The 26,279-nt window shown below is 66.5% G+C and carries 27 protein-coding genes; 10 read left to right on the forward strand and 17 right to left on the reverse strand.

Annotated features, from left to right (window positions below):
• Window positions 1-180 precede the first annotated feature (180 nt).
• Window positions 181-345, forward strand: a complete 165-nt coding sequence (locus MKAN_RS30430; RefSeq protein WP_023368290.1) for a hypothetical protein — start codon at window positions 181-183, stop codon at window positions 343-345.
• A complete protein-coding gene (locus tag MKAN_RS11040) occupies window positions 346-1,836 on the forward strand; it encodes an alpha,alpha-trehalose-phosphate synthase (UDP-forming) (protein WP_023368292.1) in 1,491 nt (496 codons plus the stop codon).
• On the opposite strand, the gene MKAN_RS11045 is transcribed toward MKAN_RS11040, so the two are convergent.
• Together MKAN_RS11045 and MKAN_RS11050 are read right to left on the reverse strand one after the other, a co-directional pair.
• Window positions 1,833-2,615 carry an ABC transporter permease gene (locus MKAN_RS11045; protein ID WP_023368294.1) on the reverse strand — a complete coding sequence of 261 codons (783 nt, stop codon included), beginning with the start codon at window positions 2,613-2,615 and terminating at the stop codon, window positions 1,833-1,835. The genes MKAN_RS11040 and MKAN_RS11045 overlap by 4 nt on opposite strands.
• The gene (locus MKAN_RS11050; RefSeq protein WP_036395465.1) at window positions 2,612-3,307 is read right to left on the reverse strand and encodes an ABC transporter ATP-binding protein; all 696 of its coding nucleotides are present in this window, start codon (window positions 3,305-3,307) and stop codon (window positions 2,612-2,614) included. The genes MKAN_RS11045 and MKAN_RS11050 overlap by 4 nt, the downstream gene beginning before the upstream one ends.
• Window positions 3,308-3,463: 156 nt before the next feature.
• Between MKAN_RS11050 and MKAN_RS11055 the strand changes: the two genes are divergently transcribed.
• The 4 genes from MKAN_RS11055 (at window position 3,464) to MKAN_RS11070 (ending at window position 6,462) form a co-directional block, all read left to right on the forward strand.
• Window positions 3,464-3,895, forward strand: coding sequence for a DoxX family protein (locus tag MKAN_RS11055; RefSeq protein WP_036395464.1), 432 nt, complete (start codon window positions 3,464-3,466; stop codon window positions 3,893-3,895).
• 34 nt (window positions 3,896-3,929) lie between these two features.
• Window positions 3,930-5,339, forward strand: a complete 1,410-nt coding sequence (locus MKAN_RS11060) for a multicopper oxidase family protein (protein WP_023368300.1) — start codon at window positions 3,930-3,932, stop codon at window positions 5,337-5,339.
• A 77-nt stretch (window positions 5,340-5,416) separates the two neighbouring features.
• Entirely contained in the window at window positions 5,417-5,740 is a 324-nt protein-coding gene (locus tag MKAN_RS11065) for an Rv3488 family transcriptional regulator (RefSeq protein WP_023368302.1), read from the forward strand.
• Window positions 5,741-5,883: 143 nt separating this feature from the next.
• Complete coding sequence (locus MKAN_RS11070) at window positions 5,884-6,462, forward strand: hypothetical protein (RefSeq protein WP_023368304.1); 579 nt, start codon at window positions 5,884-5,886, stop codon at window positions 6,460-6,462.
• 87 nt (window positions 6,463-6,549) lie between these two features.
• On the opposite strand, the gene usfY is transcribed toward MKAN_RS11070, so the two are convergent.
• From usfY to MKAN_RS11135, 13 genes are all read right to left on the reverse strand, one after another.
• Window positions 6,550-6,864 (reverse strand): protein UsfY, encoded by a 315-nt coding sequence (gene usfY / locus MKAN_RS11075; protein ID WP_023368306.1) that lies wholly within the window; start codon window positions 6,862-6,864, stop codon window positions 6,550-6,552.
• A 120-nt stretch (window positions 6,865-6,984) separates the two neighbouring features.
• Entirely contained in the window at window positions 6,985-7,479 is a 495-nt protein-coding gene (locus MKAN_RS11080; protein WP_371686086.1) for a mammalian cell entry protein, read from the reverse strand.
• Between the two features lie 5 nt (window positions 7,480-7,484).
• Window positions 7,485-8,201, reverse strand: coding sequence for a hypothetical protein (locus MKAN_RS11085; RefSeq protein ID WP_023368310.1), 717 nt, complete (start codon window positions 8,199-8,201; stop codon window positions 7,485-7,487).
• Window positions 8,201-9,871 carry a virulence factor Mce family protein gene (locus tag MKAN_RS11090; protein WP_023368312.1) on the reverse strand — a complete coding sequence of 557 codons (1,671 nt, stop codon included), beginning with the start codon at window positions 9,869-9,871 and terminating at the stop codon, window positions 8,201-8,203. Before MKAN_RS11090 ends, MKAN_RS11085 begins: the two co-directional genes overlap by 1 nt.
• Before the next feature lie 50 nt (window positions 9,872-9,921).
• Window positions 9,922-11,082, reverse strand: coding sequence for an MCE family protein (locus MKAN_RS11095; protein WP_023368314.1), 1,161 nt, complete (start codon window positions 11,080-11,082; stop codon window positions 9,922-9,924).
• Window positions 11,079-12,485 (reverse strand): virulence factor Mce family protein, encoded by a 1,407-nt coding sequence (locus tag MKAN_RS11100; protein ID WP_023368316.1) that lies wholly within the window; start codon window positions 12,483-12,485, stop codon window positions 11,079-11,081. The genes MKAN_RS11095 and MKAN_RS11100 overlap by 4 nt, the downstream gene beginning before the upstream one ends.
• The gene (locus MKAN_RS11105) at window positions 12,482-13,567 is read right to left on the reverse strand and encodes a virulence factor Mce family protein (protein ID WP_023368318.1); all 1,086 of its coding nucleotides are present in this window, start codon (window positions 13,565-13,567) and stop codon (window positions 12,482-12,484) included. Before MKAN_RS11105 ends, MKAN_RS11100 begins: the two co-directional genes overlap by 4 nt.
• A complete protein-coding gene (locus MKAN_RS11110) occupies window positions 13,557-14,609 on the reverse strand; it encodes an MCE family protein (protein ID WP_023368320.1) in 1,053 nt (350 codons plus the stop codon). Before MKAN_RS11110 ends, MKAN_RS11105 begins: the two co-directional genes overlap by 11 nt.
• Window positions 14,609-15,811: a virulence factor Mce family protein gene (locus MKAN_RS11115; RefSeq protein WP_023368322.1), complete on the reverse strand. Its 1,203-nt coding sequence runs from the start codon at window positions 15,809-15,811 to the stop codon at window positions 14,609-14,611. Before MKAN_RS11115 ends, MKAN_RS11110 begins: the two co-directional genes overlap by 1 nt.
• Window positions 15,812-15,826: 15 nt before the next feature.
• Window positions 15,827-16,669 carry an MlaE family ABC transporter permease gene (locus tag MKAN_RS11120; RefSeq protein WP_023368324.1) on the reverse strand — a complete coding sequence of 281 codons (843 nt, stop codon included), beginning with the start codon at window positions 16,667-16,669 and terminating at the stop codon, window positions 15,827-15,829.
• Between the two features lie 34 nt (window positions 16,670-16,703).
• The gene (locus MKAN_RS11125; RefSeq protein WP_023368325.1) at window positions 16,704-17,468 is read right to left on the reverse strand and encodes an MlaE family ABC transporter permease; all 765 of its coding nucleotides are present in this window, start codon (window positions 17,466-17,468) and stop codon (window positions 16,704-16,706) included.
• A 242-nt stretch (window positions 17,469-17,710) separates the two neighbouring features.
• Window positions 17,711-18,697 (reverse strand): 3-oxoacyl-ACP reductase, encoded by a 987-nt coding sequence (locus tag MKAN_RS11130; protein WP_080674064.1) that lies wholly within the window; start codon window positions 18,695-18,697, stop codon window positions 17,711-17,713.
• Complete coding sequence (locus MKAN_RS11135) at window positions 18,664-18,855, reverse strand: ferredoxin (protein WP_036395462.1); 192 nt, start codon at window positions 18,853-18,855, stop codon at window positions 18,664-18,666. Before MKAN_RS11135 ends, MKAN_RS11130 begins: the two co-directional genes overlap by 34 nt.
• 223 nt (window positions 18,856-19,078) lie before the next feature.
• On the opposite strand from MKAN_RS11135, the gene MKAN_RS11140 reads away from it, so the two are divergent.
• The 4 genes from MKAN_RS11140 (at window position 19,079) to MKAN_RS11155 (ending at window position 23,715) form a co-directional block, all read left to right on the forward strand.
• The gene (locus MKAN_RS11140; RefSeq protein WP_023368333.1) at window positions 19,079-20,260 is read left to right on the forward strand and encodes an acyl-CoA dehydrogenase; all 1,182 of its coding nucleotides are present in this window, start codon (window positions 19,079-19,081) and stop codon (window positions 20,258-20,260) included.
• 16 nt (window positions 20,261-20,276) lie between these two features.
• Window positions 20,277-21,374: an acyl-CoA dehydrogenase family protein gene (locus MKAN_RS11145; RefSeq protein ID WP_023368335.1), complete on the forward strand. Its 1,098-nt coding sequence runs from the start codon at window positions 20,277-20,279 to the stop codon at window positions 21,372-21,374.
• A 72-nt stretch (window positions 21,375-21,446) separates the two neighbouring features.
• Complete coding sequence (fadD17, locus tag MKAN_RS11150; RefSeq protein WP_023368338.1) at window positions 21,447-22,952, forward strand: long-chain-fatty-acid--CoA ligase FadD17; 1,506 nt, start codon at window positions 21,447-21,449, stop codon at window positions 22,950-22,952.
• Between the two features lie 52 nt (window positions 22,953-23,004).
• Complete coding sequence (locus MKAN_RS11155) at window positions 23,005-23,715, forward strand: serine hydrolase (protein WP_036395460.1); 711 nt, start codon at window positions 23,005-23,007, stop codon at window positions 23,713-23,715.
• A 27-nt stretch (window positions 23,716-23,742) separates the two neighbouring features.
• Here MKAN_RS11155 and MKAN_RS11160 read toward each other — a convergent pair whose 3' ends face one another.
• The gene (locus MKAN_RS11160; RefSeq protein ID WP_023368342.1) at window positions 23,743-25,290 is read right to left on the reverse strand and encodes an acetolactate synthase large subunit; all 1,548 of its coding nucleotides are present in this window, start codon (window positions 25,288-25,290) and stop codon (window positions 23,743-23,745) included.
• Window positions 25,287-26,126: an amidohydrolase family protein gene (locus MKAN_RS11165; RefSeq protein WP_023368344.1), complete on the reverse strand. Its 840-nt coding sequence runs from the start codon at window positions 26,124-26,126 to the stop codon at window positions 25,287-25,289. The genes MKAN_RS11160 and MKAN_RS11165 overlap by 4 nt, the downstream gene beginning before the upstream one ends.
• Window positions 26,127-26,279: the final 153 nt, after the last annotated feature.

The raw sequence follows: 26,279 nt of genomic DNA on the forward strand, positions 1-26,279 counted from the left end.
GGTATCGACTTTACAGATTACGGCGACTCTGTAAGAAGGTCGCGAGCCGGGCCGCCGACGCGCGGACCGGCGCTCGGAAAAGTTTGCTGCGGCACCGGTCCGCGAGGTCTTTCCGCAGAACCGGCGCCGGACTAGCCGCCACGGCTGCGTGCCGGATTTAGCTTCGCTTACAGTTGTGTAATGCCAACCAAAACTGACCATGGCGATATCGGCGACGTGGAACCGGTGGCCGACAGCACCGCGAGCCAGGCCAGGCGGGTCGTCGCCGCATACGCCAACGACGCCGATGAGTGCCGCATTTTCTTGTCCATGCTCGGTATTGGGCCGGCGAAGCTCGAGAGCTAAATGGCTTCCAGCGGACGGCGGTCCACGGAGCCCCCACCCACCGAAGTCTTCGGGGACTCGGACTTCGTAGTCGTGGCCAACCGGCTGCCCGTCGACCAGGAGCGGCTTCCCGACGGCACGACCACCTGGAAGCGCAGCCCCGGCGGGCTGGTCACCGCGCTCGAGCCGCTACTACGGCGCCGGCGCGGGGCCTGGGTCGGCTGGCCCGGTGTTGCCGAAGCCGATGTCGACGCGGTAGACGAGCCCATCGTCCAGGACGAGCTGCGGCTGCATCCGGTGCAGCTGTCCGCCGACGACGTCGCCGAATATTACGAGGGGTTTTCCAACGCCACACTGTGGCCCCTCTACCACGACGTCATCGTCAAGCCGCTCTACGACCGCGAGTGGTGGGAGCGGTATGTCGACGTCAACCGTCGCTTCGCCGAAGCCGCCGCACGCGCGGCCGGCCACGGCGGAACGGTGTGGGTTCAGGACTACCAGCTGCAACTGGTCCCGAAGATGCTGCGCACGATGCGCCCCGACCTGACCATCGGCTTCTTTCTGCACATCCCCTTCCCACCGGTGGAGCTGTTCATGCAGCTGCCATGGCGCACCGAGATCATCCAGGGCTTGCTGGGCGCCGACCTGGTGGGCTTTCACCTGCCCGGCGGGGCTCAAAACTTCATGATTCTGGCCCGGCGGTTGGTGGGCGCCGATACCACCCGGGGCTCGGTCGGCGTGCGGTCACGCTTCGGTGAGGTGGTGTTGGGTTCACGCACCATTCGGGTGGGCGCCTTTCCCATCTCTATTGATTCGGGCGCGCTCGACCGCGCCGGCCGCAACCGGGATATCAGGCGCCGCGCCAAGGAAATCCGTGCGGAGCTGGGCAACCCCCGCAAGATTCTGCTCGGCGTCGACCGGCTGGACTACACCAAGGGCATCGACGTGCGGCTCAAAGCGTTCTACGAGCTCCTGGCCGAGGGACGCGCCAAGCGCGACGACACCGTGTTGATCCAGCTGGCGACACCCAGCCGGGAGCGGGTGGAGAGTTACCAGATCCTGCGTAACGACATCGAGCGGCAGGTCGGCCACATCAACGGCGAGTTCGGCGAGGTCGGTCATCCGGTGGTGCACTACCTGCATCGCCCGGTTCCGCGCGACGAGCTCATCGCCTTCTACGTGGCCAGTGATGTCATGTTGGTCACCCCGTTGCGGGATGGAATGAACTTGGTGGCCAAGGAGTACGTCGCCTGCCGCAGTTATTCCGGCGGGGCGCTGGTGCTCAGCGAATTTACTGGAGCCGCCGCCGAACTTCGCCAGGCCTATCTGGTCAATCCGCACGACCTTGAAGACGTCAAAAACGGCATCGAGGAGGCGCTCAACCAGTCGGTCGAGGCCGGACGACGCCGGATGCGGGCGCTGCGACGCCAGGTGCTGGCCCATGACGTGGACCGCTGGGCCCGCTCGTTCCTTGACGCACTCGCCGAGGCGCGTCCGGGGCATGCCAGCTAGCGCTGGGGCCGCGAACGCAGCGGCAGTAGCCGGTGGTCTCGGGTGAACACCAGGCGCACCAGCCCCAGCGCGACGACGACGGTGGTGGCCGCGACCGAGCCGAGGATGAGGAACATCACGACCGCCTGCACCAGCACGGCCTGCACCGGTGGCACGCCGGCGAGGATCAGTCCGGTCATGGCGCCCGGCAGGAACACCAGACCGGTGGCTTTGGTGGTCTCGATCTGCGGCGATATCGCCGAGCGCAGCGCGATCCGCAGATAGGGGGCCGCGGCCTGGCGCGACGGCTGCCCGAGGGCAAGCCGGGCTTCGACCTCGTCGCGTTTGTCGCGCAGCTCGTCGACGAGGCGCCGGGCCACCAGCACCATGGCCGTCATCGAGTTGCCGATCATCATCCCGGCAATCGGCACCAGGGTCCGGGCCTGCAGGGGGAACACCCGCAGCCCGAATATCACGCCCAGGGTGATCGCGGCGGCCGCGGCGAACGCCGCGATGGCCAGCGGCGCCAGCCGCGGTACCTCGGGCGCCCGCCGGCGGGCGACATCGCCGGCGTAGGCGATCATGCCCGCGGTCCACGCCAACGACCACCACAACGACCGGCCGGGCGCGAAGAGCAGCGTCAGCGCGCCCCCGACGAGCAGCAGCTGGACCAGCGCGCGGGTGGCCGCCCACAGCACCTGTCTTTCCAGGCCCAGCCGCTGCCACAGCGAGATCGCCGCGGCCAGCACCACCAAAGCCAGCGACGTCGCCAGCCCGATCCAGCCGACCTGGCCGCTCACGGCTGGGCCTGATCGTTGGCCTGATCGCTGGCCGGCTTGGACCCGACCTCGACGAGTCCCCGGCAGCGTCCCCGTTCGATGTGCAATATCCGATCGGCGGCCCGCTCGGCCTGCGCCGCGTCATGGGTGACCCACAGGGCGGGAATCCCGTCGCCGGCCAGCCGGCGAACCGCGCCCTCGATCACGCGTGCCGCTTCCGCGTCGACGGCTGAGGTGGGTTCGTCGAGCAGCAGCACCTGCGGGCGGGCCATCAGCGTGCGGGCCAGACACATGCGCTGCGCTTCCCCGCCCGACAACGCGGTCGCGTCGCGGTCCAGCCATGACCCGGTGAGCGCCACGCGGGCCAGCGTCTCGGTCATCTGCGCCTCCGACGCGGTCGGCTCGGCGACCCGCATGTTGTCGGCCACCGTGCCCGGAAACGGCGTCGGGCGCTGGAAGCACATGCCCACCCGGCGCCGCAACCACAATGGGTCGGTCTCGGCAATATCCTTGCCGCAGAACAATACTCGTCCGCTCGTCGGCACCTCCAGTCGATTGCACAACCGCAGCAGGGTCGACTTGCCCGATCCCGACGGGCCGAACACCGCCGTCACCCCGTGCCCCGGAATCACGGCGGTGAACCCGTCCAGCGCTTTCACCCGGTCACGTTCGACGACAACGTCGGCGAATTCGAACACCGAATCGGCATCCACTGCTAAATCCACTGCTAAATCCTGCCAAGCCTCGATCTGCCCGGGGTCGGTCGCGAGCAACAGCTGCGGTACGCTCACCCGGAAGATTATCGGAACACGATATCGGAGTCCGAGTTGGCAGCGACGGGTTCGAGGCGAGATTTCTGGCGGCGATTGCTGCACGCCGAGGGACCGCCGGCCGCGATCTGCATACGACTGCTGGTCGGCTTGGTGTTTCTCAGCGAGGGCATCCAGAAGTTCCGCTATCCGCAGCAGCTCGGGCCGGGGCGCTTCGAGCGGATCGGAATACCTGCTGCCACCTTCTTCGCCAATCTGGACGGGGTCGTCGAAATTGTATGTGGCACAATGATTGTCCTGGGTCTGCTGACCCGGGTCGCGGCCGTTCCACTGCTCGTCGACATCATCGGTGCGATCACGCTGACCAAGATTCCAGAGCTGCGGCCGGGCGGCTTTCTCGGTGTGCAGGGTTTCTGGGGCATGGCCCATGACGCACGCACCGACCTGTCGATGCTGCTCGGCCTGATCTTTTTGCTGTGGGCCGGTCCCGGCCGGTGGTCACTGGATGCGCGGCTGGTCCATGCCGGTTGATCGACGTGGCTTCCTCACGTGGAGCGGCCTGGGAATGCTCACCGCCACCGGCCTGGTGAGCGCCTGCTCGAACCACCCACCGGCCGGTAAGGCCGACTACACGCTGCGCATCGGCCACAGCCAGGTGGAAGTCGCCCCCGGCAAACACGTCTCGACCACCACCTACAACGGCCAATTCCCCGGGCCGCTGCTGAGGTTTACCGAGGGCAAGCAGATCACCGTCGACGTCCACAATGACACCGGCACCCCAGAACAGCTGCACTGGCACGGCCAACACCTGCCGGTGGAGGTCGACGGCTCGGCCGAGGAAGGCACCCCCTTCATCGCCGCCCACGGCATGCGCCGGATCTCGTTGGTGCCCGGCCCGTCGGGGTTCCGCTTCTACCACACCCACCTCAACCCTGGTGCCGAACTGACGGGCGGGCAATACGGTGGCTTGGTCGGTCCCGTCTACATCGAGCCCAAGCATGAACCGGGCGCCTACGACCGCGAAGTGTTCCTGACGCTCAAGGAGTTCGAGCCCAGCCTGAGCCAGGGCGGTGACATGCCCGGCGGTTTCCTGGCCGGCGACCAGGTCGCCGAGCTGAAAAACCAAGGCGAGCAAGCGATGAACGCCTCGCTGGCAGCCGGCAGGCCGCACGGCTACGAGGTTGGCTACGAGGTCTTCACGGTCAACGGCCGCGTTCTCGGGCACGGGGAACCGATCCGGGTCAACACCGGAGAGCGGGTCATGCTGCATGTCCTCAACGGCAGCGCCACCGAGAACCGCAGCCTAGCCCTGCCCGGACACACCTTCACCGTGGTGGCCCTGGACGGCAACCCGGTGCCCAAACCCGTTGCGGTTCCGGTGTTGTGGCTCGGTGCCGCCGAACGCGTCTCCGCAATCGTGGAGATGAACCACCCCGGCGTCTGGATACTCGGCGACCTCTCCGACGAGGACCGTCAAGCGGGCATGGGCACCGTCGTCGAATACGCCGGCCGCACCGGCGAGCCGCAATGGGCCACGCCGCCCGAGTTCGCCTGGGACTACCGGGTGTTCGGCAGCGGCGGTACTGCCCCGGCCGCCGACCAGGTGATCGACCTGCTCATCGAGAAGCGCAACGCCGCCGGCGACGGTTTCAACATCTGGACAATCAACGGCGAAGCGTACGCCATGGACACCAAGCAACCGGTCCTCGACGTCGCCAGCGGCCGGCGCTACCGGCTGCGGTTCCGCAACGCCACCGACGACATCCACCCGATGCATCTGCATCGGCATACCTTCGAAATCACCCATGTCGCAGGCACACCCACAGCGGGTGTTCGCAAGGACGTGGCGATGCTGGGCGGCTACCAGATCATGGAAGTCGACTTCACCGCCGACCAACCGGGGCTGTCGCTGTTGCACTGCCACCAACAGATACACATGGACTTCGGTTTCATGACGCTGCTGCGCTGCTCCTAGACCTGCACACCGTAGAATCGGAACCCGATATCGGCTTCGTCACTGACCCGAAGGGGTTGTCCCGAAAGGGGTTGTCCATGCGGGAGTTTCAGCGGGCCGCGCTGCGCCTGCACATCCTGCATCACGCCGCCGAGGGAGAAGTCCATGGCGCTTGGCTGACCGGGGAACTGAGCCGCCACGGATACCAGGTGAGCCCCGGCACGCTGTATCCGACACTGCACCGGCTGGAGGCCGACGGTCTGCTGGTGTCGGAGCAACAGGTGGTGACAGGCCGGGCGCGCCGCGTCTACCGGGCCACCGCAGCCGGCCGCGCGGCGTTGGCCAACGATCGCCGTGCCCTTCGAGAGCTGGCGCACGAAGTCCTCGGCACGGAGGTCTGGGCGGGGCCTAACCAGGCATAACCAGGTCTAACCGGGCCTGAGCTGGCCTGAGCTGGGCGCGCCGGCCGGCGTTGCGAAGCCATGGTGTTCCCGCCGAAACGCTGTGATACTCGATGCAGCACCGCAGCGCGGTAGGCAGAGAAGAAGATCAAGGAGGAAGCGACGTGAACATCCGTCACGGACTGGCCGCCGGCGCGGGCATCGTCTCAGCCGTCGCACTGGCGACCGCGCTGGAATCAGGCGAACCGGCCCATGCCGTCGCGCCACCGCCCGACGGTGCTTACTCCTTCAGTGAGGCCGGCGTTTCCGGGGTTACCTGGACCATCACCGCACTATGCGACCAGCCGTCCGGAACGCGCAACATGAACGACTACTCCGACCCGGTCACGTGGGCGTTCCAGTGTGCGCTCAATATCGCGAGCACGACGCCCCAACAGATCACCCGCGCCGACAAGCTGCAGAACTTCAGCGCCAGGGCTCGGCTGACCAGTGTCCTGTGGACCTTCCAGGTGAACCAGGCAGAGGGCGTGTTATGCCCCGACGGCAGCACCGCGCCATCGACCGAAACCTATGCGTTCAGCGACGAGAACATGAGCGGCACGCACACCACCTTGCATGGCGCGGTCTGTGGTCTGGCGCCGGACATGAAAAAGGAACCGTTCTCGCTCCAGCTGGTGGGGCCGCCGCCCAGCCCGATCGAACGGTACCCGTTGCGCTGCAACCAAATTGCGATCTGCTACTGACCGGCGACGGAGCAGCAGGACTGCGGGCGCGAGCATCGACAGTGCGCTCGTCGGCTGTCGACGGGCGCCTGAGTACCCTAGCCGGAACTACACAGCGTGGTGTTGCTGACGCCAGTAGTCCGGATGTTCGGCCAGCCACCGACGCTCCACGCGTTGCACCCGGTGATGCTCGGCCATGATCAACAAACCACCGGCGATCAGCAAACCCGCCGCGGCCGAGCCCAGCGTCAGTAGCAGCTCGCGATGGTTGTAGGCCAGGGAAGCCACAATCCCGGCCAGGCCGATCACGCCGAGGACGATGAGGAACAACCCCGGCAGCCACAGCGTGTCGATAAACGATTCACCGGCATGCGGTTGGGTGGTTCGGGAGTGTTCCACCGGATCGCGATATGCACCCTTCATTGCGTCTCCCTTCTCCAAGAGACGCCTCTAGGGTACGCCTAGATTGTGCGCCAGGTCACAGATAATTTTTCCGGGTCGCGCAGCTGCGTCGGCTCCGGCCTCGATCGCTCAGGACGGGGCTCAGATCGGCGTGATGTAGGCGATCAGCCACTTGCCGTCGATCCGTTTGTAGTCCACCCGCAGCCGGCTGCCGTCGTAGAGCGGCTGGCGCGACTTGTCGGTCACGGTGCGGTTCATGTACACCATCACCGACGCCGAATTTCGTTGCACCGACATCACTCCCACGCCGACGACACTGGCCTGAACCACCACCTCGCGCTTCTTGGCTTCCGGGATGATCTGCGCGTTGGCGCTGCGCTTGAACTCCTGGCGATAGTCGGGCGTCAAGAACGGATACGCGTCGTTGAGGCTGCGTTCCACCGTCTGGTAGTCGTAGGCGAACACCTTCGGTATCTGGTCGGCGGCCACCTTCGGCAACTCCGCCCGCGCAATCCGCTCGCCGGTGGTCTCGACCCGGTCCCAGTAGAACCACCCACCGGCCGCGGCCAGTCCCACGATCGCGGCGACTAGCAGGACACCGGCAACAGCACCCAGCGCACGCCATACGGGCCGCATTCGCATCAGTTGCCCCCGTCGGGATACTTCAGGTCGTAGCCGGTCATCCGTCCGGTCTCGTCCTCGTGCACGATGACCCGTAACCGGTAGGGCATGGACGGCTTGTTGACGCCGTCGATGTCGGCAACCGTCACCCGTACCGAAACCAGCACCGAAGCGTTGTCGCTGACGGTGTCGATGCCTTCCAGTGCGGCACCGTTGATGACGGCCTCGGACGTGGCGTTGGTGGCGCGGAACAGACCTTTGAGGTTGTCGACGTTGTTGTTGGCGCTCAGCATCCCGCGCAGCGGACCGCTGGTGCTGTTGACGAATCGGTTGACGGCCTCGTCGATGGTGTTCGGCGTGTAGCTGAACATGTTGACCACCAGCTGCGTGGCGGTGTCGACGAAGCGTCGTTCGCGGGCCTGCTCGGCGTCGGCGTCGCGGTGCTGGCCGACCAGGGCCAGCACCCCCCAGCCCAGCGCGGCGATGACCACCACCGCGGCGGCCAGCGAGATCCAGGCCACCAGCCTGCCCCGGGCCCGTCGCCGGGGCGGCGGCCGGACCGCCGACCGGGCCTTGACCGCCGTGACCGGCTTGGCCGGCCGCTTCGGCTCGGCCATGGACGTGACCTCGACGGGGGTTTCGGCTGCTTCACGCTGGCTCGATGCGGCTTTAGCCGGACCCGCCGCGCGAGACGCCCGCCGGCGCACCCGCTGCGCGCCCGGCTGCTGTGGTGCCACTACATAGCCTTCGGAGCAAGCATGAGGTCCACCCAATTCTCCGCGCTGGACGCGCCGTTGATGCCAGGCGCGAAGATACCAGTGCCGCCGGCCGGGTCCTTGAAGACTCCAGTGCTCTGGTCATAGGTCGTGTAAGCCTGGCCGCTGGCTTGCGGTTCCGGTCCGGTGCCCACCGGCGGGGGCGGCGGCGGCAGCGTCTTCGGGTATGGAAGCAGCGGTGGCTGCGGTGGGTAATCCGGCGGCATCCACGACGTGAAGGGCGGCGGCGGGCCGTTGTCGTTGGGCGGCGGCGCCGGCTGCGCCGGCTGGTGCGGCGCCGGTCCGGGACCGGGGACCACACCCGGTGGCGGTGGCCCGGCGATCGGCGTGCCCGGGTCCGGATCGGCGTCCGGCGGAATGTAGGGAAACTTGTTGGGCGGCAACACGTTCAGTCCATCGGTTACCGGTGTGTCGTACGGAACCGGCGGCCCGCGCCACGGGTTGCGGCCGAGTGGCACGTAGCCCTTCGGGTCGCGGCACAACTGGATCGTCGGTGCCCGCTTGCCGGGAAACTCCTGGCACGGGTAGTTCCGGGCGCCACGCACCGTGCTGGGGTCGTTCTGGGCGGTCTTGCAGTACATGTCCGTCGGGATTTCCCGCAGTCCCTCGTCGGCGGGCGAGCGGATCAGCGGCGGAGGTATGAAGCCGACGTTGCATGGCGGCGGGTCGTTCAGGTCGATCTTGAAGTCCAGCTTGGCGCCCTCGTCCTGAGGCACCCCGCCGGCAGCGGTGGTGAGCGCGGCGAACAGCGCCGGCAGCACCACCAGAAGCTGCTCGATCGACTTGTGATAGATCACGCCCACCCGCCCAAGGTTGGCCAGGCTGGCCGCCAGCGCCGGGAAGGAGGGCCGGATACCGGAGAACGCCGTGTTGGCCTCGTCGATCGCGTCCGGAGCGGTGGCCAGGGTGTCGCGCAGCCGCGGGTCGGCCGCACGAAGCTCGGCGGTGAACCGCGCCAGCCCGTCGGCCAGTGACTTGATGTCAGCGCCGGCACGGACTTGAGCCTGCAGGAACGGACCAGCCTGGTCGATCAGCTGCGCGACCTGCGGGTAGTTGGTATTGGCCTCGTCCACCAGCAACCGCGCCGATTCCACCAGCCGGGCCAGCTCCGGACCGGTGCCGTTGGTGGCGGTGAAGGCCTCGTGCAGCAATTCCCGCAGCCGCGTGTCGCCGAGACTGTTGACCAGCGCCTCGGCCTTGTGCAGCAGATCGGCGACGTCCTGGCCGATCCGGGTGTTCTTGCGCTCGATCTTGGATCCGTTGCGCAGCTTGGCCGGCGACGGATTCGCGGGCGGCACCAGGTCGACGTACTGCTCGCCGATGGCCGACACGCTCTTCACGGTGGCGGTGACGTTCGAGGGAATCGGAGTGCCGCTGTTCAGCCGCATTTCGGCGGTGACGCCGGACGGATTCAGCTCGACCGACTCCACCCGCCCCACTTGCACACCGCGGAAGGTGACGTTGGCGTTCTTGTACAAACCACCCCCGGCCACGAAATCGGCGCTGACACCATAGGTTCCGAGGCCGAACGTGGCCGGCAACCGCAGGTAGAAGACGGCCATCACCACCAGGGTGATGACGGTGATCACCCCGAAGATGGCCAGCTGGATCCTGGTGAGTCTGTCGATCATCTCCGCATCACTACTGCCCCTTACCGACGCTTACTGACCCTTACTGACCCTTACTGACCCGAAGCCGTACCGGGCGGAATCTTGAACGGGTCGGCCGCCTGTCCGGACAGGTTGGCCAGTTCCCCGGTCAGGAAGTCGGGCGGGTTGAGCACCTCGTCCATGTGCGCCATGTTCGGGTCCAGTGCATACGACGTGGTGAAGAACGTCTCACCGATACGCCGCAGGGTCAGGTCGAACGTGGTGAACACGTTGAGATAGTCGCCGCGCACCGCCTGCTTGATGCCGAAGTTGGGGAACGGGAAGGTGAGCAGCAGCTGCTGCGCGGTGACGAATTCCTTACGGTTGTCGTTGATCGCCTTCACGACCGAGTACAGGTCTTTCAAGTCCGCGGCGAAGTCGGTCTTGGTCTTGGACAGCACGTGCGAGGTGACCATGGCCAGCTTTTTCAGTGCGGCGAACGCCTCGACGATGCTGGCGCGGTTCTTGTTGAGCACCCGAAGCGCGTCGGGCAAGGTGTCCAGCGCCCGGCCCAGGTTGTCCTTGTCCCGCGCCAGGATTCCGGCGAATCTGTTCAGCCCGTCGACCGCGTTGATGATGTCGTTGACCTGCTTGTTGAGTCCGGCAGTCAATTCCGCGAGCCTGGGGATCAGGTCTTTGAACTGACCCTGCCGGCCCGCCACGGCTTGATAGGTCTCGTCGGTGATCTCCTCCAGCGCACCGACATTGCCCTTGTTGACCACCACCCCGAGCGCGGCGAACACCTCCTCGGTGGTAGGCGCGCGGCCCGTGCGGGACTCCGGGATGGACTGGCAGTTGCCGTCGCCCAGCCTGCCGGTCGGATGGTCCGCCGGCCGCACCAGGTCGACGTGCATCGAGCCCAGCAGCGACGTCTGGGCGACCGTGGCGGTCGAGTTGCACGGCAGCACCACCTGCTTGTCCAGGGCCAATTTCACCGCGGCATAAAAGGATCCGTCGGGCCGCTGCATGGCGTCGATGCCGGCGACACTGCCGACGGTGACGTCGTCCACCATCACCGGCGAGTTCTGCGGCAGCGTCGCAACGTCGGGCATCTCGGCGGTGATCGTGAATGCGCCGTCGCCGTGGCCGGCGGTCCCGGGCAACGGAAGCGAGTTCAGCCCGCCGAACTGACAACCCGCAAGCAGCGTGGTGCCCGCAGCAAAGACACCGGCGCGCAACATGATTCGTCTCATCGGCCGGCCCCCTGCTCGGCGGGCAGCGGTGCCGCAGGAGCCGGGGCGGCAGCCGAGGCAGGTGGCGGCCCCGGCAGCGGACCGTACCCGGGCGGGGGGCCCGGCGCTTGCGGAACAAGCAGGCTCTGCAGGTCCGTGGCGTTGCCCGGCGCGGGCTGTGTCGCCGGCTTGGCCGGAATCCAGGTCAACTCCGGAACCGGCGTCTCGGCCTTGGCCTGGGTGGCCGGAGTGTCGTAGATGACCTGGCCTTTGTAGGCCGTAATCGTATTGAGCGGGTGGAACATGATCGGCGGGTAATTCGCCGTGAGCCGGCGCAGCACCGGTCCCAAGCGCTCACGGCACAATTCGGCGCGCCGGTAGTAGTCGGGTCCCGAAGTTCCCGCGGGGGTGTCGAACGAGCCGCCGCAGATGAATTGCACGGGGTTGGCGAAGTTGGGTATCGACAGCAGACCGTTCAGGGTGCCCTGCGCGGGGTCGTAGATGTTGTAGAAGTTGGCGATACCGGGACCCGCCACGTGCAACACCTGCTCGATGTTGTCGCTCTGGTTACTCAAGGTCTGGGTAAGGTCGCCCAGCTGGCCGACCGTTTCGATCAGGGTCGAGTTGTTCTCGTGCAGAAAGCCCCGGATATCGGAGAGTGCCTGGTTGAGCGTGCCCAGGGTGTGGTCCAGATTGCGTGAGCTGTCGGCGAGCACCTGCGACACCGACGCCACGTGCCCGGCGAACTGCACGATCTGTTCGTTGCTCTGCGACAGCGCGTCGACCAGCACCTGCAGGTTTTTGACCGTGCTGAATATGTCGCTGCGCGAATCCCCCAGCCGCCCGGCGACTTGCGAGAGTTCCTGCAGCGCCTTGTGGAAAGAGTCGCCGTTGCCGTCGAGGGTGTCGGCGGCCTGGTCGATCGCCGCACCGAGGGGGCCCTGCAGTTCCCCCGCCGCCGGACTGAGCGTGACCGACAGTTGGGTCAGCGCCTCCTTGACCTCGTCCCACTCCACCGGGACCGCGGTGCGGGACAGCTCGATGCTGGCGCCGTCGGGCAGCACCGCGCCGCCGGTGTAGGCGGGGGTGAGCTGAATGAACCGCGCCGCCACCAGGTTCGGCGACATGATGACGGCCTGGGCGTCGTGGGGAATCTTGACGTCCTCGGACACCGACATGGTGATCTTGACGTCCGACGGCCGCGGCTCGATGGTGTCGACGGTACCGACCGGAACCCCGAGGATGCGGACCTCGTCGCCGGGGTAGAGCCCGACGGCGGAGGTGAAGTACGCGACGATCTTACGGCCGTTGCCGCCCACCGAAGCCAGCACGTAGATACCGCCCACCAGCACCGCGACCAACGCGATGATGGTGACGGTGCGCAAGCCCCGGCGGCCGAAACGTCGCTGTATGGCGGTCGTCATGGTGACTTCGGCCTGATGATCCAGCGTTCCTGGATGAGCCCGCGCAGATAGTCGGCGAAGCTGTCCGGCAGTTTGCCGGGCTGGTAGACCATGTCGAACACCATGGCCATCAGCGGCGCCGGAATCGCACTGAAGACGTTGACGTTGAATCCCGGTCCGGATCCGACGACCTCACCCAGCGTGGTCGCGTAGGCCGGCAGCCGCTTGAGGGCTTCGGTGATGTAGTCGCGGCGCTCGTTGAGGTTGCTCAGCACCTGATTGAGCTTGGAGAGGGCCGGGCCGAACTCTCGGCGGTTGTCGGCGACGAAGCCGGAAATCTGCGCCGAGACGTCGTCGATGCCGGAGATGAGCGCGCCCAGCGCGGCACGGCGCTCGTCGAGCGCGGCAAACAGCTGGTTGCCGTCATCGATCAGCTTGTTGACCTGCGCGGCGCGCTGCGACAACACCCCGGTTACCGTCTTGGCGTGCGCCAGCAGGCCCTGCAGCGCTTCGTCGCGACTGTTCAGGGTGCGCGACAGCGACGTCACGCCGTCCAGCGCACCGCGCAGCTGCGGGGTGGCATCGTGCAGCGTCTCGGTGAGCACCTTCAAGGCCTGCTCGAACTGGGGCTTGTTCAGGTCGTTGGCGTTGCGGCCCAGGTCCTCGAGGGCGCCGTTGAGTGTGTAGGGCGTGGTGGTGCGGTTCAAAGGAATCGTGGTGGCATGCCCGCTGCCGGCCGGGGTCACCGAGATGGACCGCTCGCCGAGGATGGTGTCGGTCCGGATCGCGGCCAGCGACTGGTCGCCGACGACGACCTTGCGGTCCACGCTGAAGGTGATCTTGGCGCTGTCACCGGCCAGGCTCACCTCCGAGACCTTGCCCACCTTGAAGCCCGAGACGTAGACGGCGTTGCCGGGCGTGATGCCGCCCGCGTCGGTGAAGTAGGCGTCGTAGGTCTTGCCCTGGGGAATGAAGGGCAGCCCGGCGTAGCCGAATGCGATCAGCACGACGCAGACCACCAGCACCACCCCGAAGATGCCGGTGCGCAGCGGGTCGCGATCGCGTTTTCTGCTTGGCTTGCTATCTTGCTGGTTATTTTGCAAAGGCGCACCTTCCCTTGCTGGGATCCGGCTGGCCACCCATCGGGATCAGGATGTCGCTGCCGGCTGGGCCGTTGATCTTGATCGTCACCGTGCAGAAGTAGATGTTGAAGAACGCCCCGTAGGAGCCCAGTGCGGCCAGCCGCAGGTAATCCTCGCCCAGCTGCTCGACGTCGTTGTTGATCTCGGCCTTGCGGTCATCGAGCTCGGTGGCCAGCGGCCGGGCGTTTTCCAGGATGCCCTGCAGCGGCCGGCGCGAATTTCTCAGCAGGTCGGTGAGATCGGTCGTCGTCGAGGCCAGCGGCGGGATAGCCCCGGCTATCGCGTCCTTGTTGTTGGCGAGCCCGGTGATCAGCTGTTGCAGCTGGTCGACGCTGGCCGAGAATTGAGCGCTCTTCTGGTCGACGGTGGCCAGCACCGTGTTGAGGTTGGTGATCGCGTCACCGATCAGCTGGTCGCGCCGGCCCAGGGCCGTCGAAAAGGCACTGGTTTCGCCGAGCACGTCGGACAACGCGCCACCCTGGCCTTGCAGCAACTCGATGACCGCGCTGGTGATCGTGTTGACCTTGTCCGCGTCAAGGCCCTTGAGCACCGGCTTCAGTCCCCCCAGCAGCGCATCGAGGTCCAATGCCGGCTGGGTGTGCTGGGCGTTGATGGTGCCGCCCGGCGGCAGCTTGCGCAGTTCCCCGGGCCCGGAGGTGATCTCCAGGTACCGGTCGCCGACCAGGTTTTCGTACCGCACCACCGCACGCGTGGACGAGTACAGCGTGTAGCGCTTGTCGACTCCGAACGTCACGTCAACGGTGTTGTCCGGGTTCAGCGCGACCCCCGACACCGCCCCGACCGGTATGCCGGCGATGCGCACCTTCTGGCCGGCCTTCAACCGGGACGCGTTGGTGAACGTGGCGTGGTAGGTGGCTTTCGGGCCGAACCGGAAATCGCCGAAGACCACCACCAGCGCCGCGGCCACCAGCAACATCGCCAGCGCGAAGATGCTGACCTTGATCACCATCGAGCGATGCGACGGCATGCCCCCGTCCGCCATCAGAAGTCGTCCCGTTCCGCGAAGGCCCCATGGAACAAGAACTGCAAGGTCGACGGCGCGTCAACCTGCACCTCGGTGAACGGCTCGTACGGGATGTAGGCGTTGTCGGTGACCAGGAACGGCGCGCGGTAGAACGACCCGCCGTTCTGCTTGGTCGGGATGTCGGGCAAACCACGGCAGTTCGGCCCGCCGGAGGCGTTGACGATCGGCAGGCTCTCCGGGTAGGTGTAGGCCGGCGCGCCCAGCACGAAGTTCGACGAGGTGAACAGGCCCGCCTTGCGGACCCCGATCAACGGCGCGAATTCTTTGATACCGCGCCCGATTCCCTTGAACAGGCAGCCGAATTCCGGCGAGTAGTCGGAGAGCACCTTGAGCGGGGCCCGCAACCGGTTGATGGCGTCGATGAAGTTCTGCTCGGCGGGCTCCAGCGTTTCGTAGGCGTTGTTGGCCAGGCCGATCGTGGCCAGCAGCGTGGTGTTCAGGTCCTTCTGCTTGTCCACCAGCGTCTTGTTGATGGTGGGAAGGCTGTCGAAGACGGTGTTGAGGTCGGGTGCGGCGTCGGCGTAGACGTTGGTCACGATGCCCGCCTTGCGGAAATCCTCCTGCAGGGTGGGCAGCTTCGGATTCGCTTGGCGCGTCAGCGTATTCAGCCCCGACAACAGCGCGCCGAGGTCGTCGCCGTGGCCGCGCAGGCCCTCGGACAGCGCGCTGAGCGTTCCGTTCAATTCGACCGGGTCGATCTTGTGCAGCAGGTCGATGAGCGACTGGAACAGCGTGTTGACCTCCAGCTGCACCTGGGGTGCCTCGACATGCGCGTTGGGGCGCAGCGACGTGGGCGACGGCGCAGTCTTGGGCGGTTCGAACTCCACTGACTTGGCCCCGAAAATGGTATTGCCGGCAATGCGAACCGTCGCGTTGGACGGGATGAAATGCATCTCGCCGCTTCTGATGGCCAGTCGCAGCCGTGCCTGGTCACCGCTATAGGTGATGTCCTCGACGGTGCCGACCTGGACGCCGCGGAACTTGACCTTGGCGCCCTTCTCCATCACCAGCCCGGCCCGCGGCGCGGACACGATGACGGTGTCGGTCGAGGTGAAGGCCGCGGTATAGGACAGGTAGGTCAGGACGGCCGACCCCACCATCAGGCCGGCCAGCAGCGCTGCCGCCACCCGCACGCTGGTGCGTCGCGATCCGCCCGCCATGGTCCTATCGAGTCCTTATCCAGAGAGGTTGAAGTTGCCGGACGCGCCGTACACGGCGAGCGAGATGAACAGGGTGATGACCACCACCACGATCAGCGACGTCCGCACCGCCTGACCGACGGCGATGCCGACGCCGACCGAGCCGCCGCTGGCGTTGTAGCCGTAATAGGTATGCACCAGCATCACCGCGATCGACATCACAATCGCCTGCAGGAACGACCACAGCAGGTCAGACGGGATCAGGAAGGTGTTGAAGTAGTGGTCGTAAAGGCCTTTGGACTGCCCGTTGATGAACACCGTGGTGAAGCGGGCGGCGAAGAACGCGGCCAGCACCGACAGCGAATACAGCGGAATGATGGCGACCAGGCCGGCGATCAACCGGGTCGACACCAGGTACGAGACCGAGTGGACCGCCATGCATTCGACAGCGTCGATCTCCTCGGACACCCGCATGGCGCCCAGCTGGGCGGTGGCGCCGGCGCCGATGGTGGCCGCCAGGGCGATGCCGGCGATCACCGGTGCGACGACGCGCACGTTCAAAAACGCCGAGAGGAATCCGGTGAGCGCCTCGATCCCGATGTTGCCCAGCGACGAGTAGCCCTGGACCGCGATGACGCCGCCGGAGGCCAGGGTCAGGAAGGCCGCCACGCCGACCGTGCCGCCGATCATGACCAGCGCGCCCGCACCCAGGGTCATCTCGGCGACCAACCGGATGGTCTCTTTGCGGTATCGGGTGATGGCGTTGGGGATGTAGCGCACGGTTTCGCCGTAGAACAGTGCCTGCTCGCCGAAACTGTCCACCGGCTCCTGCAGCCGGGACATGAATCGGCGGAAGCGGATAGTGACGTCATAGCTCATCGCTTCATCACCATCGCTTGCTTTCCTTCATGTGTTACTTCGCCGAGATTCGTACGCCGATGGCCGTCATCACCACATTGATCACGAACAGGCAGATGAACGCGTAGACGACGGTTTCGTTGACCGCGTTGCCGACGCCCTTGGGCCCGCCCTTGACGGTCAGGCCACGGTAACAGCCGACCAGTCCGGCCATCACGCCGAACAGCAGCGCTTTGACTTCGGCCAAGATCAACTCCCGCAGGCCGGTCAGCACGGTCAGCCCGTTGATGAAGGCACCGGGGTTGACCCCCTGCAGGAAGACGGAGAACACATAGCCACCGGACAAACCGATGGCGCACACCAGCCCGTTGAGCAGCAACGCGACCAGCGTCGACGCCAAAACCCTTGGCACGACCAGGCGTTGGATCGGGTCGATGCCCAGTACCCGCATCGCGTCGATCTCTTCGCGGATGGTGCGGGCGCCCAGGTCGGCGCAGATAGCTGTGGCGCCGGCGCCGGCCACCACCAGCACGGTCACCACCGGGCCCAGCTGGGTGATGGTGCCGAATGCCGTTCCGGCGCCGGAGAGGTCGGCCGCACCGATCTCACGCAGCAGGATGTTGAGGGTGAAGGCCACGAGCACCGTGAACGGGATGGAGACCAGCAGGGTGGGGACCAGTGATACCCGGGCAACCATCCAGGTCTGATCGAGGAACTCGCGGAATTGAAACGGACGCCGGAGGGCAGCACGGCCAGTATCGATCGACATTTCGAAGAACCCGCCGACGGCCCGGGCCGGAACCGCAAGCTGTTGAATCAACCTGGTTCCCCCGTCTGCTAGGCGGCGAAGCCGATGTGTCCCCTGAGCCCGAGCAGGGGCTGGATGCGGCTCCTGGCGAGCCGGCTCATATTAACCCAGAACGACTTCGCCGTGTCAATGAACAGCACTTTGCATAACCTGCGTTAATTTGGCTGGTTAAACCCTTTCTCGTGCGGTCATTCTGACACAGGTTCTAACCGCCGAAGCGGGGCACGACGAGCCCCCCGGCCGTCGTCGGGCCCCTACTGTGCCATCAGACCGGTAGCCGAAAAATTACGGTCCGGCTCTCGGCCAGCAAAGTAGTCCCGCAGTGTGTCACTCAGCTGCGCGGGCTCCCACGCCGAGCCGCCCGCGCTGAAGCGCCGCTCGGCCGTCGGCGCGGCCACCAGCGTCACCTGCGGGCCGTAGACGATGAACAATTGCCCGTTGACCTCCGCGGCCGCCGGCGATGCCAGAAACTGGACCAGGCTGACCACGTGCTCCGGTGACAACGGGTCGATTTCACCTTCTGCGATTTCGGGCTCGGCGCCGAAGACCTCGGCGGTCATCGCGGTGCGGGCCCGCGGGCAGATTGCGTTGGCGCGCACGCCGTAGCGGCCCAGCGCCCGCGCCGCGGACAGGGTGAGCGCGGTGATGCCCGCCTTGGCCGCGCCGTAGTTGGCCTGCCCTGCGGGACCGACCAGCCCCGCCTCCGAGGAGGTATTGACCAGCCGGGCGTACACCGAGCCGTCCGGGGTGTCTTTGGCTTTCGCGCGCCAGTAGGCGGCCGCGTTACGGGTCAGGAGGAAATGGCCGCGCAGGTGTACCGCGATGACCTGGTCCCAATCCTCGTCGGACATGTTGAACAACATTCGGTCTCGGGTGATACCGGCGTTGTTGACCACGATGTCCAGCCCGCCCAGCCCGTCTGCGGTTGCTACGAGTTCGTCGGCCGTCGCGCGCTGGCTGATGTCGCCGGCGACCGCGACCGCTTTGGCGCCGGTTGCGTTGATCTCGTCGATGACATCCGAGTTGTGCAGGGCGGCGCCGATGTCGTTGACGACGACGACAGCGCCGAGCCTGGCCAGCCCCACCGCCTCGGCGCGGCCCAGTCCCGCGGCCGCGCCGGTGACCACCGCGACCTTCCCGGACAGATCGTTGGCCCAAGTCAATTTATGAATACCTCTAGTTCGGGTTGTTCGGGTTGTTCTGGGGCCTAGTCCTCGCGGAGCAGGGCGGCCCGCGGACATTCGGCGATCGCCTGCTCGGCCAGGGCCTCTCGGTCCGGCGGAATGGGGTCGAGCTTCACGACGGCATAGTCCTCGTCGTCCAGGTCGAAGATATCCGGTGCAATTCCCAAGCACACCGCGTTACCCTCGCACCGGTCACGGTCCACCTTTACCCGCACGGCATCCTCCCTGAAGCTGGCGCTTTTCCTGATCACTCTGTAGCACCACCATAGGGCTGTGGCGCCTCTGACGAAACGGTCGCTGGATTCCCAGACTAGAACGTGTTACAACCGGGAGAACGGATGGGTAGCCGTTCGCGCCCGTTCAGGCGCCCGTTTAGGCGGCCGTTTAGGCGGCCGGTGACGGCATTATGTGCACGACATTTGACCGGAGGCGGCAGGAATGCGCATCAGTTACACACCTGAGCAGGAAGAGCTGCGCCGCGAACTGCGGTCGTACTTCACCACCTTGATGACGCCGGAGCGGCGCGAGGCGCTGAGCTCGATCGGGGGCGAAATCGGCGTCGGGAATGTGTACCGGGAGACGGTCGCTCAGATGGGCAAGGACGGCTGGCTCACCCTGAACTGGCCCAAGGAGTACGGCGGCCAGGACCGCTCGCCGATGGACTCGCTGATATTCGCCGACGAGGCGGCACTGGCAGGTGCACCGGTGCCGTTCCTGACGATCAACAGCGTCGCGCCGACCATCATGGCCTACGGCACCGACGAGCAGAAGAAGTTCTTCCTGCCGCGCATTGCTGCGGGGAATCTACATTTCTCGATCGGCTACTCCGAGCCTGGCGCCGGCACCGACCTGGCGAACCTGCGCACCACCGCCGTCCGCGACGGCGACGACTACGTGATCAACGGGCAGAAGATGTGGACCAGCCTGATCGCCTACGCCGACTACGTCTGGCTGGCCGTGCGCACCAACACCGAAGCGAAGAAGCACCGGGGCATCTCGGTGCTGATCGTGCCGACGACCGCCGACGGGTTCTCCTGGACGCCGGTGCACACCATGGCCGGCCCAGACACCAGCGCCACCTATTACACCGACGTGCGGGTGCCGGTGACCAACCGAGTCGGCGAGGAGAACGGCGGCTGGAAGCTGGTGACCAACCAGCTCAACCACGAGCGGGTCGCGCTGGTGTCGTCGGCTCCGATCTTCCTGTGCCTGCGCGAGGTTCGCGAATGGGCGCAGAACACCAAGGATTCCAGCGGAGCGCGGCTCATCGATTCGGAGTGGGTGCAGCTCAACCTGGCCCGGGTGCACGCCAAAGCCGAGGTGCTCAAGCTGATCAACTGGGAGCTGGCGTCATCGCAGGACGAGGCGCCGTCGCCGGCCGATGCCTCGGCCGCCAAGGTGTTCGGGACCGAGCTGGCCACCGAGGCCTACCGGCTGCTGATGGAGGTGCTGGGTACCGCGGCGACGCTGCGCCAGGATTCGCCGGGCGTGTTGCTGCGCGGCAGGGTGGAGCGGATGCACCGGGCGTGCCTGATTCTGACTTTCGGCGGCGGTACCAACGAAGTGCAGCGCGACATCATCGGCATGGTGGCGCTGGGCCTGCCCCGGGCCAGCCGCTGAAAGGACTGAAACAGCAATGGATTTCTCGACAACCGAAGCCGCGGCCGACCTCGGCGGTCTGGTGGACACCATCGTCGACGCGGTGTGCACCCCGCAGCATCAGCGACAGCTGGACGCGCTGGAGCAACGGTTCGACCGCGACCTGTGGGACAAGCTGGCCGGCGCCGACATCCTGACCAGTGCGGCGGCAACGTCGCTGGGTGGCGACGGATTCGGGGTGCTCGAGCAGGTTGCGGTGCTGGTCGCGCTGGGGCACCAGCTGGCCGCGGTGCCCTATCTCGAGTCGGTGATGCTGGCCGCCGGTGCGCTGGCCCGATTCGGCTCCGAGGAACTGCAGCAGGGCTGGGGGGCGCCGGCGGTCAGCGGGTCGAAGATCTTGACCGTCGCGCTCGACGGCGAGATGGGCGAGGGTCCGGTGCAGGCTGTTCGGGCCGGTGAGGGCTACCGGCTCACCGGCACGCGCACTCAGGTGGGCTATGGGCCCGTCGCCGACGCCTTCCTGGTTCCCGTCGAAACCGACTCCGGCACTGTCGTTTTGCTGGTCGCAGCCGACGACCCGGGGGTGAGCGTGACCGCCCTGCAGACCACCGGCCTGGGCAGCGTCGGGCATCTGGCCCTGGATGGTGTGACGGTGGACGGGTCGCGTCTGGTCGCCCACGGCGATGCCCTTAGCTGGTTGCGCACGATGTATGCCTTGGGCCGCAGCGCATTTCAGCTCGGCGTCCTCGAGCGCGGATTGCAGATGACAGCCGAATATGCCCGCACCCGAGAGCAATTCGACCGTCCGATCGGGAGCTTCCAGGCGGTGGGGCAACGGCTGGCCGACGGTTACATCGACGTCAAAGGGCTGCGGCTGACGCTGACCCAGGCGGCCTGGAAGGTCGCCGAAGATCTGCCGGCCGAGCTGGACGTCGCCTCGGCCGCGTTCTGGGCCGCCGACGCCGGGCACCGGGTGGCGCACACGATCGTGCACGTGCACGGCGGTGTCGGTGTCGACACCGATCACCCGGTGCATCGATACTTTTTGGCAGCCAAGGAGACCGAGTTCGCCCTGGGCGGTGCCACCAGGCAGCTACGCCAGATCGGGCGTGAGCTGGCAGAGACTCCCGCTTAGTCGTGACTGTAGCGTCACGGTGGGATGCGAACGTGACTGCGGCGTCACGCTCGAGACGAGGAATCCGACGCATTGAGCACTGACCCGACCGTCACCCAACTGCTCGTGCCGTTGGTCGACATCGCCGACCGGGGAGTTTATTTCGAGGACTCGTTCACCAGTTGGCGTGATCACCTACGGCACGGTGCCGCTATCGCGGCAGCGCTGCGTGAGCGTCTGGACCCCGGGCGTCCGCCGCATGTCGGGGTGTTGCTGCAGAACACCCCATTCTTCTCGGCGATGCTGGTGGCGGCCGGGATGTCGGGCATCGTTCCGGTGGGCCTCAATCCGGTGCGCCGCGGCGCGGCGCTGGCCCGCGACATCCGGCACGCCGACTGTCAGCTCGTGCTCGCTGACTCGGAATCTGTTGCGCCGCTTGGTGATCTGGACCACGTCAATGTGGATTCCGCCGAATGGGCCGAAGAGGTCGCGGCTCAACACGATGCCGACTTCTGTTTCCAATCCGCCTCACCCACAGACACTTTCATGTTGATATACACCTCTGGCACCAGCGGTGACCCGAAGGCAGTGAAGTGCAGTCACAGCAAGGTGGCGATCGCCGGGGTGACCATGACCCAGCGCTTCGGCCTGGGCCGCGACGACGTCTGCTACGTGTCGATGCCGTTGTTCCATTCCAACGCGGTCCTGGTCGGATGGGCGGTGGCGCTGGCGTGCCAAGGGTCAATGGCGTTGCGCCGTAAGTTTTCTGCCTCCGGCTTCATGATGGACGTGCGCCGCTACGGCGCGACCTACGCCAACTACGTCGGCAAACCGTTGTCTTACGTGCTTGCCACACCCGAGCAGCCCGACGACGCCGATAACCCGCTGCGGGCCGTGTACGGCAACGAAGGGGTGCCCGGCGACGTCGAGCGGTTCGCGCGCCGATTCGGCTGTGTGGTCATCGACGGATTCGGCTCGACCGAAGGCGGCGTGGCGATCAGCCGCACACCCGGCACTCCGGCCGGTGCGCTCGGACCGCTGCCGGAGGGTATTCGGATCGTCGACCCCGAGACCGGCGAACAGTGCCCACCGGGCGTCGTCGGCGAGTTGGTCAACATCGCCGGTCCCGGTCGCTTCGAGGGCTACTACAACGACGACGCCGCCTCCGCCGAGCGCATGGCCGGCGGCGTCTACCACAGCGGCGACCTGGCCTACCGCGATGCAGCCGGCTATGCCTATTTCGCTGGGCGGCTGGGTGATTGGATGCGAGTCGACGGAGAGAATCTCGGCACGGCACCGATCGAACGGGTGCTGCTGCGTTACCCCGGAGTCGTCGAGGTAGCGGTTTATCCGGTACCCGATCCGGTGGTCGGTGACCAGGTGATGGCGGCGGTGGTGATGGCGTCCGGCGTCGACTTCGACGTCGACTCGTTCCGGGCTTTTCTGGCCGAACAGCCCGACCTCGGGCCCAAGCAGTGGCCGTCGTACGTCCGGGTGAGCGCGACGCTGCCCCGCACCATGACCTTCAAGGTGCTCAAGCGCCAACTTTCGGCAGACGGTGTCGACTGCGGTGATCCGGTGTGGCCGATACGGCGATAGGCGGTTCCCGGGGGGTCGCCAACTCGCAGGTACGCCTTCGACAATGGTGCCCATGACCAGCGAGCGGAACCCGGAACTCGACCAGAGCTTCGAAAAATTCGCTGCCGCCGTGCCCGGGGTGATCGGGCTTGCCGTCGCCGCACCGGGTCGAACCGAGACGTATACGTTGGGCCGATGGTCGACCGGCGTTGCTTGGTCAACGATCAAAGTTCCGTTGGCGATCGCTGCTCTACGTCATGACCGCAGCCGTGCGAAAGACCTTGCGGTCAAGGCAATCACCGAATCGGACAATGTCGCCGCGGAGTTGCTGTGGTTGCAACTGGGAGATCCACCCGACGCGGCGCGGCGGGTGCAAACCGTGCTCCGAGAGGCCGGCGACGCGGACACCGTGGTCGAACCCCGGCGGCTCCGGCCGGGGTTCACGGCATTCGGGCAAACGCGGTGGCCGCTGGACAGGCAAGCACAGTTCGCGGCGCATTTGCCCGGTCTCGCCGACGCCGTCGGCGTCACCGATTTGATGCGCCAGCTCTGCAGCGATCATCGCTGGGGGCTGGCTGACAAAAGTGTTGCCGCAAAAGGCGGTTGGGGACCGGGCAGCGACGGTGACTATCTGGTACGGCAATTCGGGTTCTTCCCTACCGAATCCGGGTATGCGGGCGTGGCGTTGGCAGCCCGGACAGCGAAGTTCGACAGCGGAGTGGATGTGCTCAACCGGATGACAGATTGGCTCGTCAACCATTTTCGCGGGCTGACCGGGCAGTGACGAGTCCCGTGCCGATGCCGTCCGCTGTTATCCCAACAGTGACGGCACCAGCGCGTCGATCAGGTGCGGTCCGGGTTCGGCGACGGCGGAACGCAGGGCGTCGGCGAACTCCTCACAGGTGGTGACCCGCCGCGCCGGAACACCCATGCCCTCGGCCATCTTGACGAAATCCATTCTGGGGGGCGAGATGTCGAGAAGGTTCAGCGCCTTGGGTCCGGGAGCGGATCCGGCGCCGACGCGCTGCAATTCGATTCGCAGGATGTCATAGGCGCCGTTGTTGTAGATGACGGTGGTGATGTCGAGGTTTTCCCGCGCCTGGGTCCACAACCCCGAAATCGTGTACATCGCCGACCCGTCGGATTGCAGGCACAGCACCGGACGATCGGGAGCGGCGACCGCGGCACCCACCGCCGCCGGGATGCCGTAGCCGATTGCCCCGCCGGTCAGCGTCAGCCAGTCATGGGCCGGCGCCCCGGCGGTGGCTTGTGGCAGCATCAGACCCGAAGTGGTGGATTCGTCGACGACGATCGCCCGATCGGGCATCAGCGCGCCGATCACTTCGGCCGCCGACGCCGACGTGAGCGGACCCGTCGGAAGTTGCGGACGCGACGCGGCCGCCACCGGCGCGCTGGTGCCGGGTGCCAACTCGTCGGCCAGTGCGACCAGGGCGTCCGCCGCTCCCCCGGGCTCGGCGAGCAGATGCACGGCGCATCCCGCCGGCACCAGATCGCTGGGCATGCCTGGGTAGGCGAAAAACGACACCGGCGATTTGGCGCCGGCCAGCACCAGATGCTTGGACCCGTCCAACTGCGCCGTCGCGGCTTCCGCGAAATATGCGAGGCGCTCCACGGCGGGCACGCCGGCGCCGCGCTCCAGCCGGGTCGGAAACGTCTCGCACAGCCAGCGCGCCCCGGTGGCCTCGGCGATCCGCGCGGCCGCGGCCAACCCCGGGCCGCGGGTGGCGTCCCCGCCGATCAGCAACATCACGGGTTCTCCGGAGCGCAATACGTCGGCCACCGACACCAGGTCCTTACCGGCCGGCGCCGGCCGCCCCAGAACCGGTGCAGCCGGCGCGGCGCCCTCCGACCAGGAGGCATCGGCGGGCAGGATCAGCGTCGAGATCTGCGGGCCCAACCGGGTGGCGGCGACCGCGTCGGCGGTATCGATTCCGACGCCAGCGGCGGCCTGCGTGCGGCGCACCCATCCCGACACCGTGCCCGCCAGCGCATCGATGTCGGATTCCAAAGGGGCGTCGTATTTCTTGTGATAGGTCGCGTGGTCACCGACGATGACCACCATCGGCACCCGCGCGCGACGCGCGTTGTGCAGGTTGGCCAGACCGTTGCCCAGCCCGGGCCCCAAGTGCAGCAGCACCGCCGCCGGCCGGTCCGCGATACGCGCGTAGCCGTCGGCCGCACCGGTCGCCACACCTTCGAAAAGCGTTAATATGCCTCGCATTTGCGGAACGGTGTCGAGTGCGGCCACGAAGTGCATCTCCGAAGTGCCCGGATTGGCGAAGCACACGTCGACACCGCCGTCGACCAAGGTGTTGATCAGTGCCTCGGCGCCGTTCATGTTTCCACCTTTCCTCGGGTCAGCCCTGTGAAGACGCGTTCGGCGTTGCGGTGCAGGAAGTCTCGTCGGCCGTCGTCGCTGAGACCCAATTCGTCGAGGCCCGTCAGGGCATGCGGGTGGGCGATCATCGGATAGTTGGTGCCGAACAGGACTTTGCGTTGTCCGGTACCGGTTTTCATGAAGCTCACCAGTTCGTGCGGCAGCCGCTTGATGGTGTAGGCGGAGGTGTCGATGTAGACGTTTTCGTGCTTGCGGGCCACCGCGACCATCTCCTCGGTCCACGGATAGCCGACATGCCCGCACACGATCACCAGCTCAGGGAAGTCCAGCGCCACCTGATCGATGTAGGGAATCGGGCGTCCGGTTTCCGATGGCCGCAGTGGGCCGGTGTGGCCGACCTGGGTACAGAACGGCATGGCCAGCTCCACGCACTCGGCGAACAACGGGTAGTAGCGACGGTCGGTGGGCGGCGCGTTCCACAGCCAGGGCACCACTCGCAGACCGACGAAACCGTCGTCGCGCACTCGGCGCCGCAGTTCCCGAACCGCCGCCATCGGACGGTCCAGGTCGACCGTGGCCAAGCCGGCAAACCTGTCCGGGTGCGCGGCGACCCATGCGGCGACCTCATCGTTGGAAATCAGGTCCAGGCCGTTGGGACCACGCCACGCGCTGAGCACGCCGAGGTCGACGTCGGCTGCGTCCATTGCTGCAAGGGTTGCCGCGATTGGGATTTCGGTATCGGGTATGGACCCACCGGTCCAGCGCCGAAGCGAGGCCAACATGTCGCTGCGCAGGAACCGCTGGGTCGGGTGCTGCATCCACACATCGATCGTCATCGCGCTTCGAACTGTAGACGCTTTGCCGATGTTTTCGACCGGCGGCAGTCCTGTCCACCGCGCCGATCCCGTCGGCCGTTATCGGGTTCCGACCGCCTCCGGCTGCGCGAACGTCGATCTTGGCGACAGATTCTTACGGTCACTATTTCGCGA

It is taken from the genome of Mycobacterium kansasii ATCC 12478 (assembly GCF_000157895.3).
GTDB classification, from domain to species: domain Bacteria; phylum Actinomycetota; class Actinomycetes; order Mycobacteriales; family Mycobacteriaceae; genus Mycobacterium; species Mycobacterium kansasii.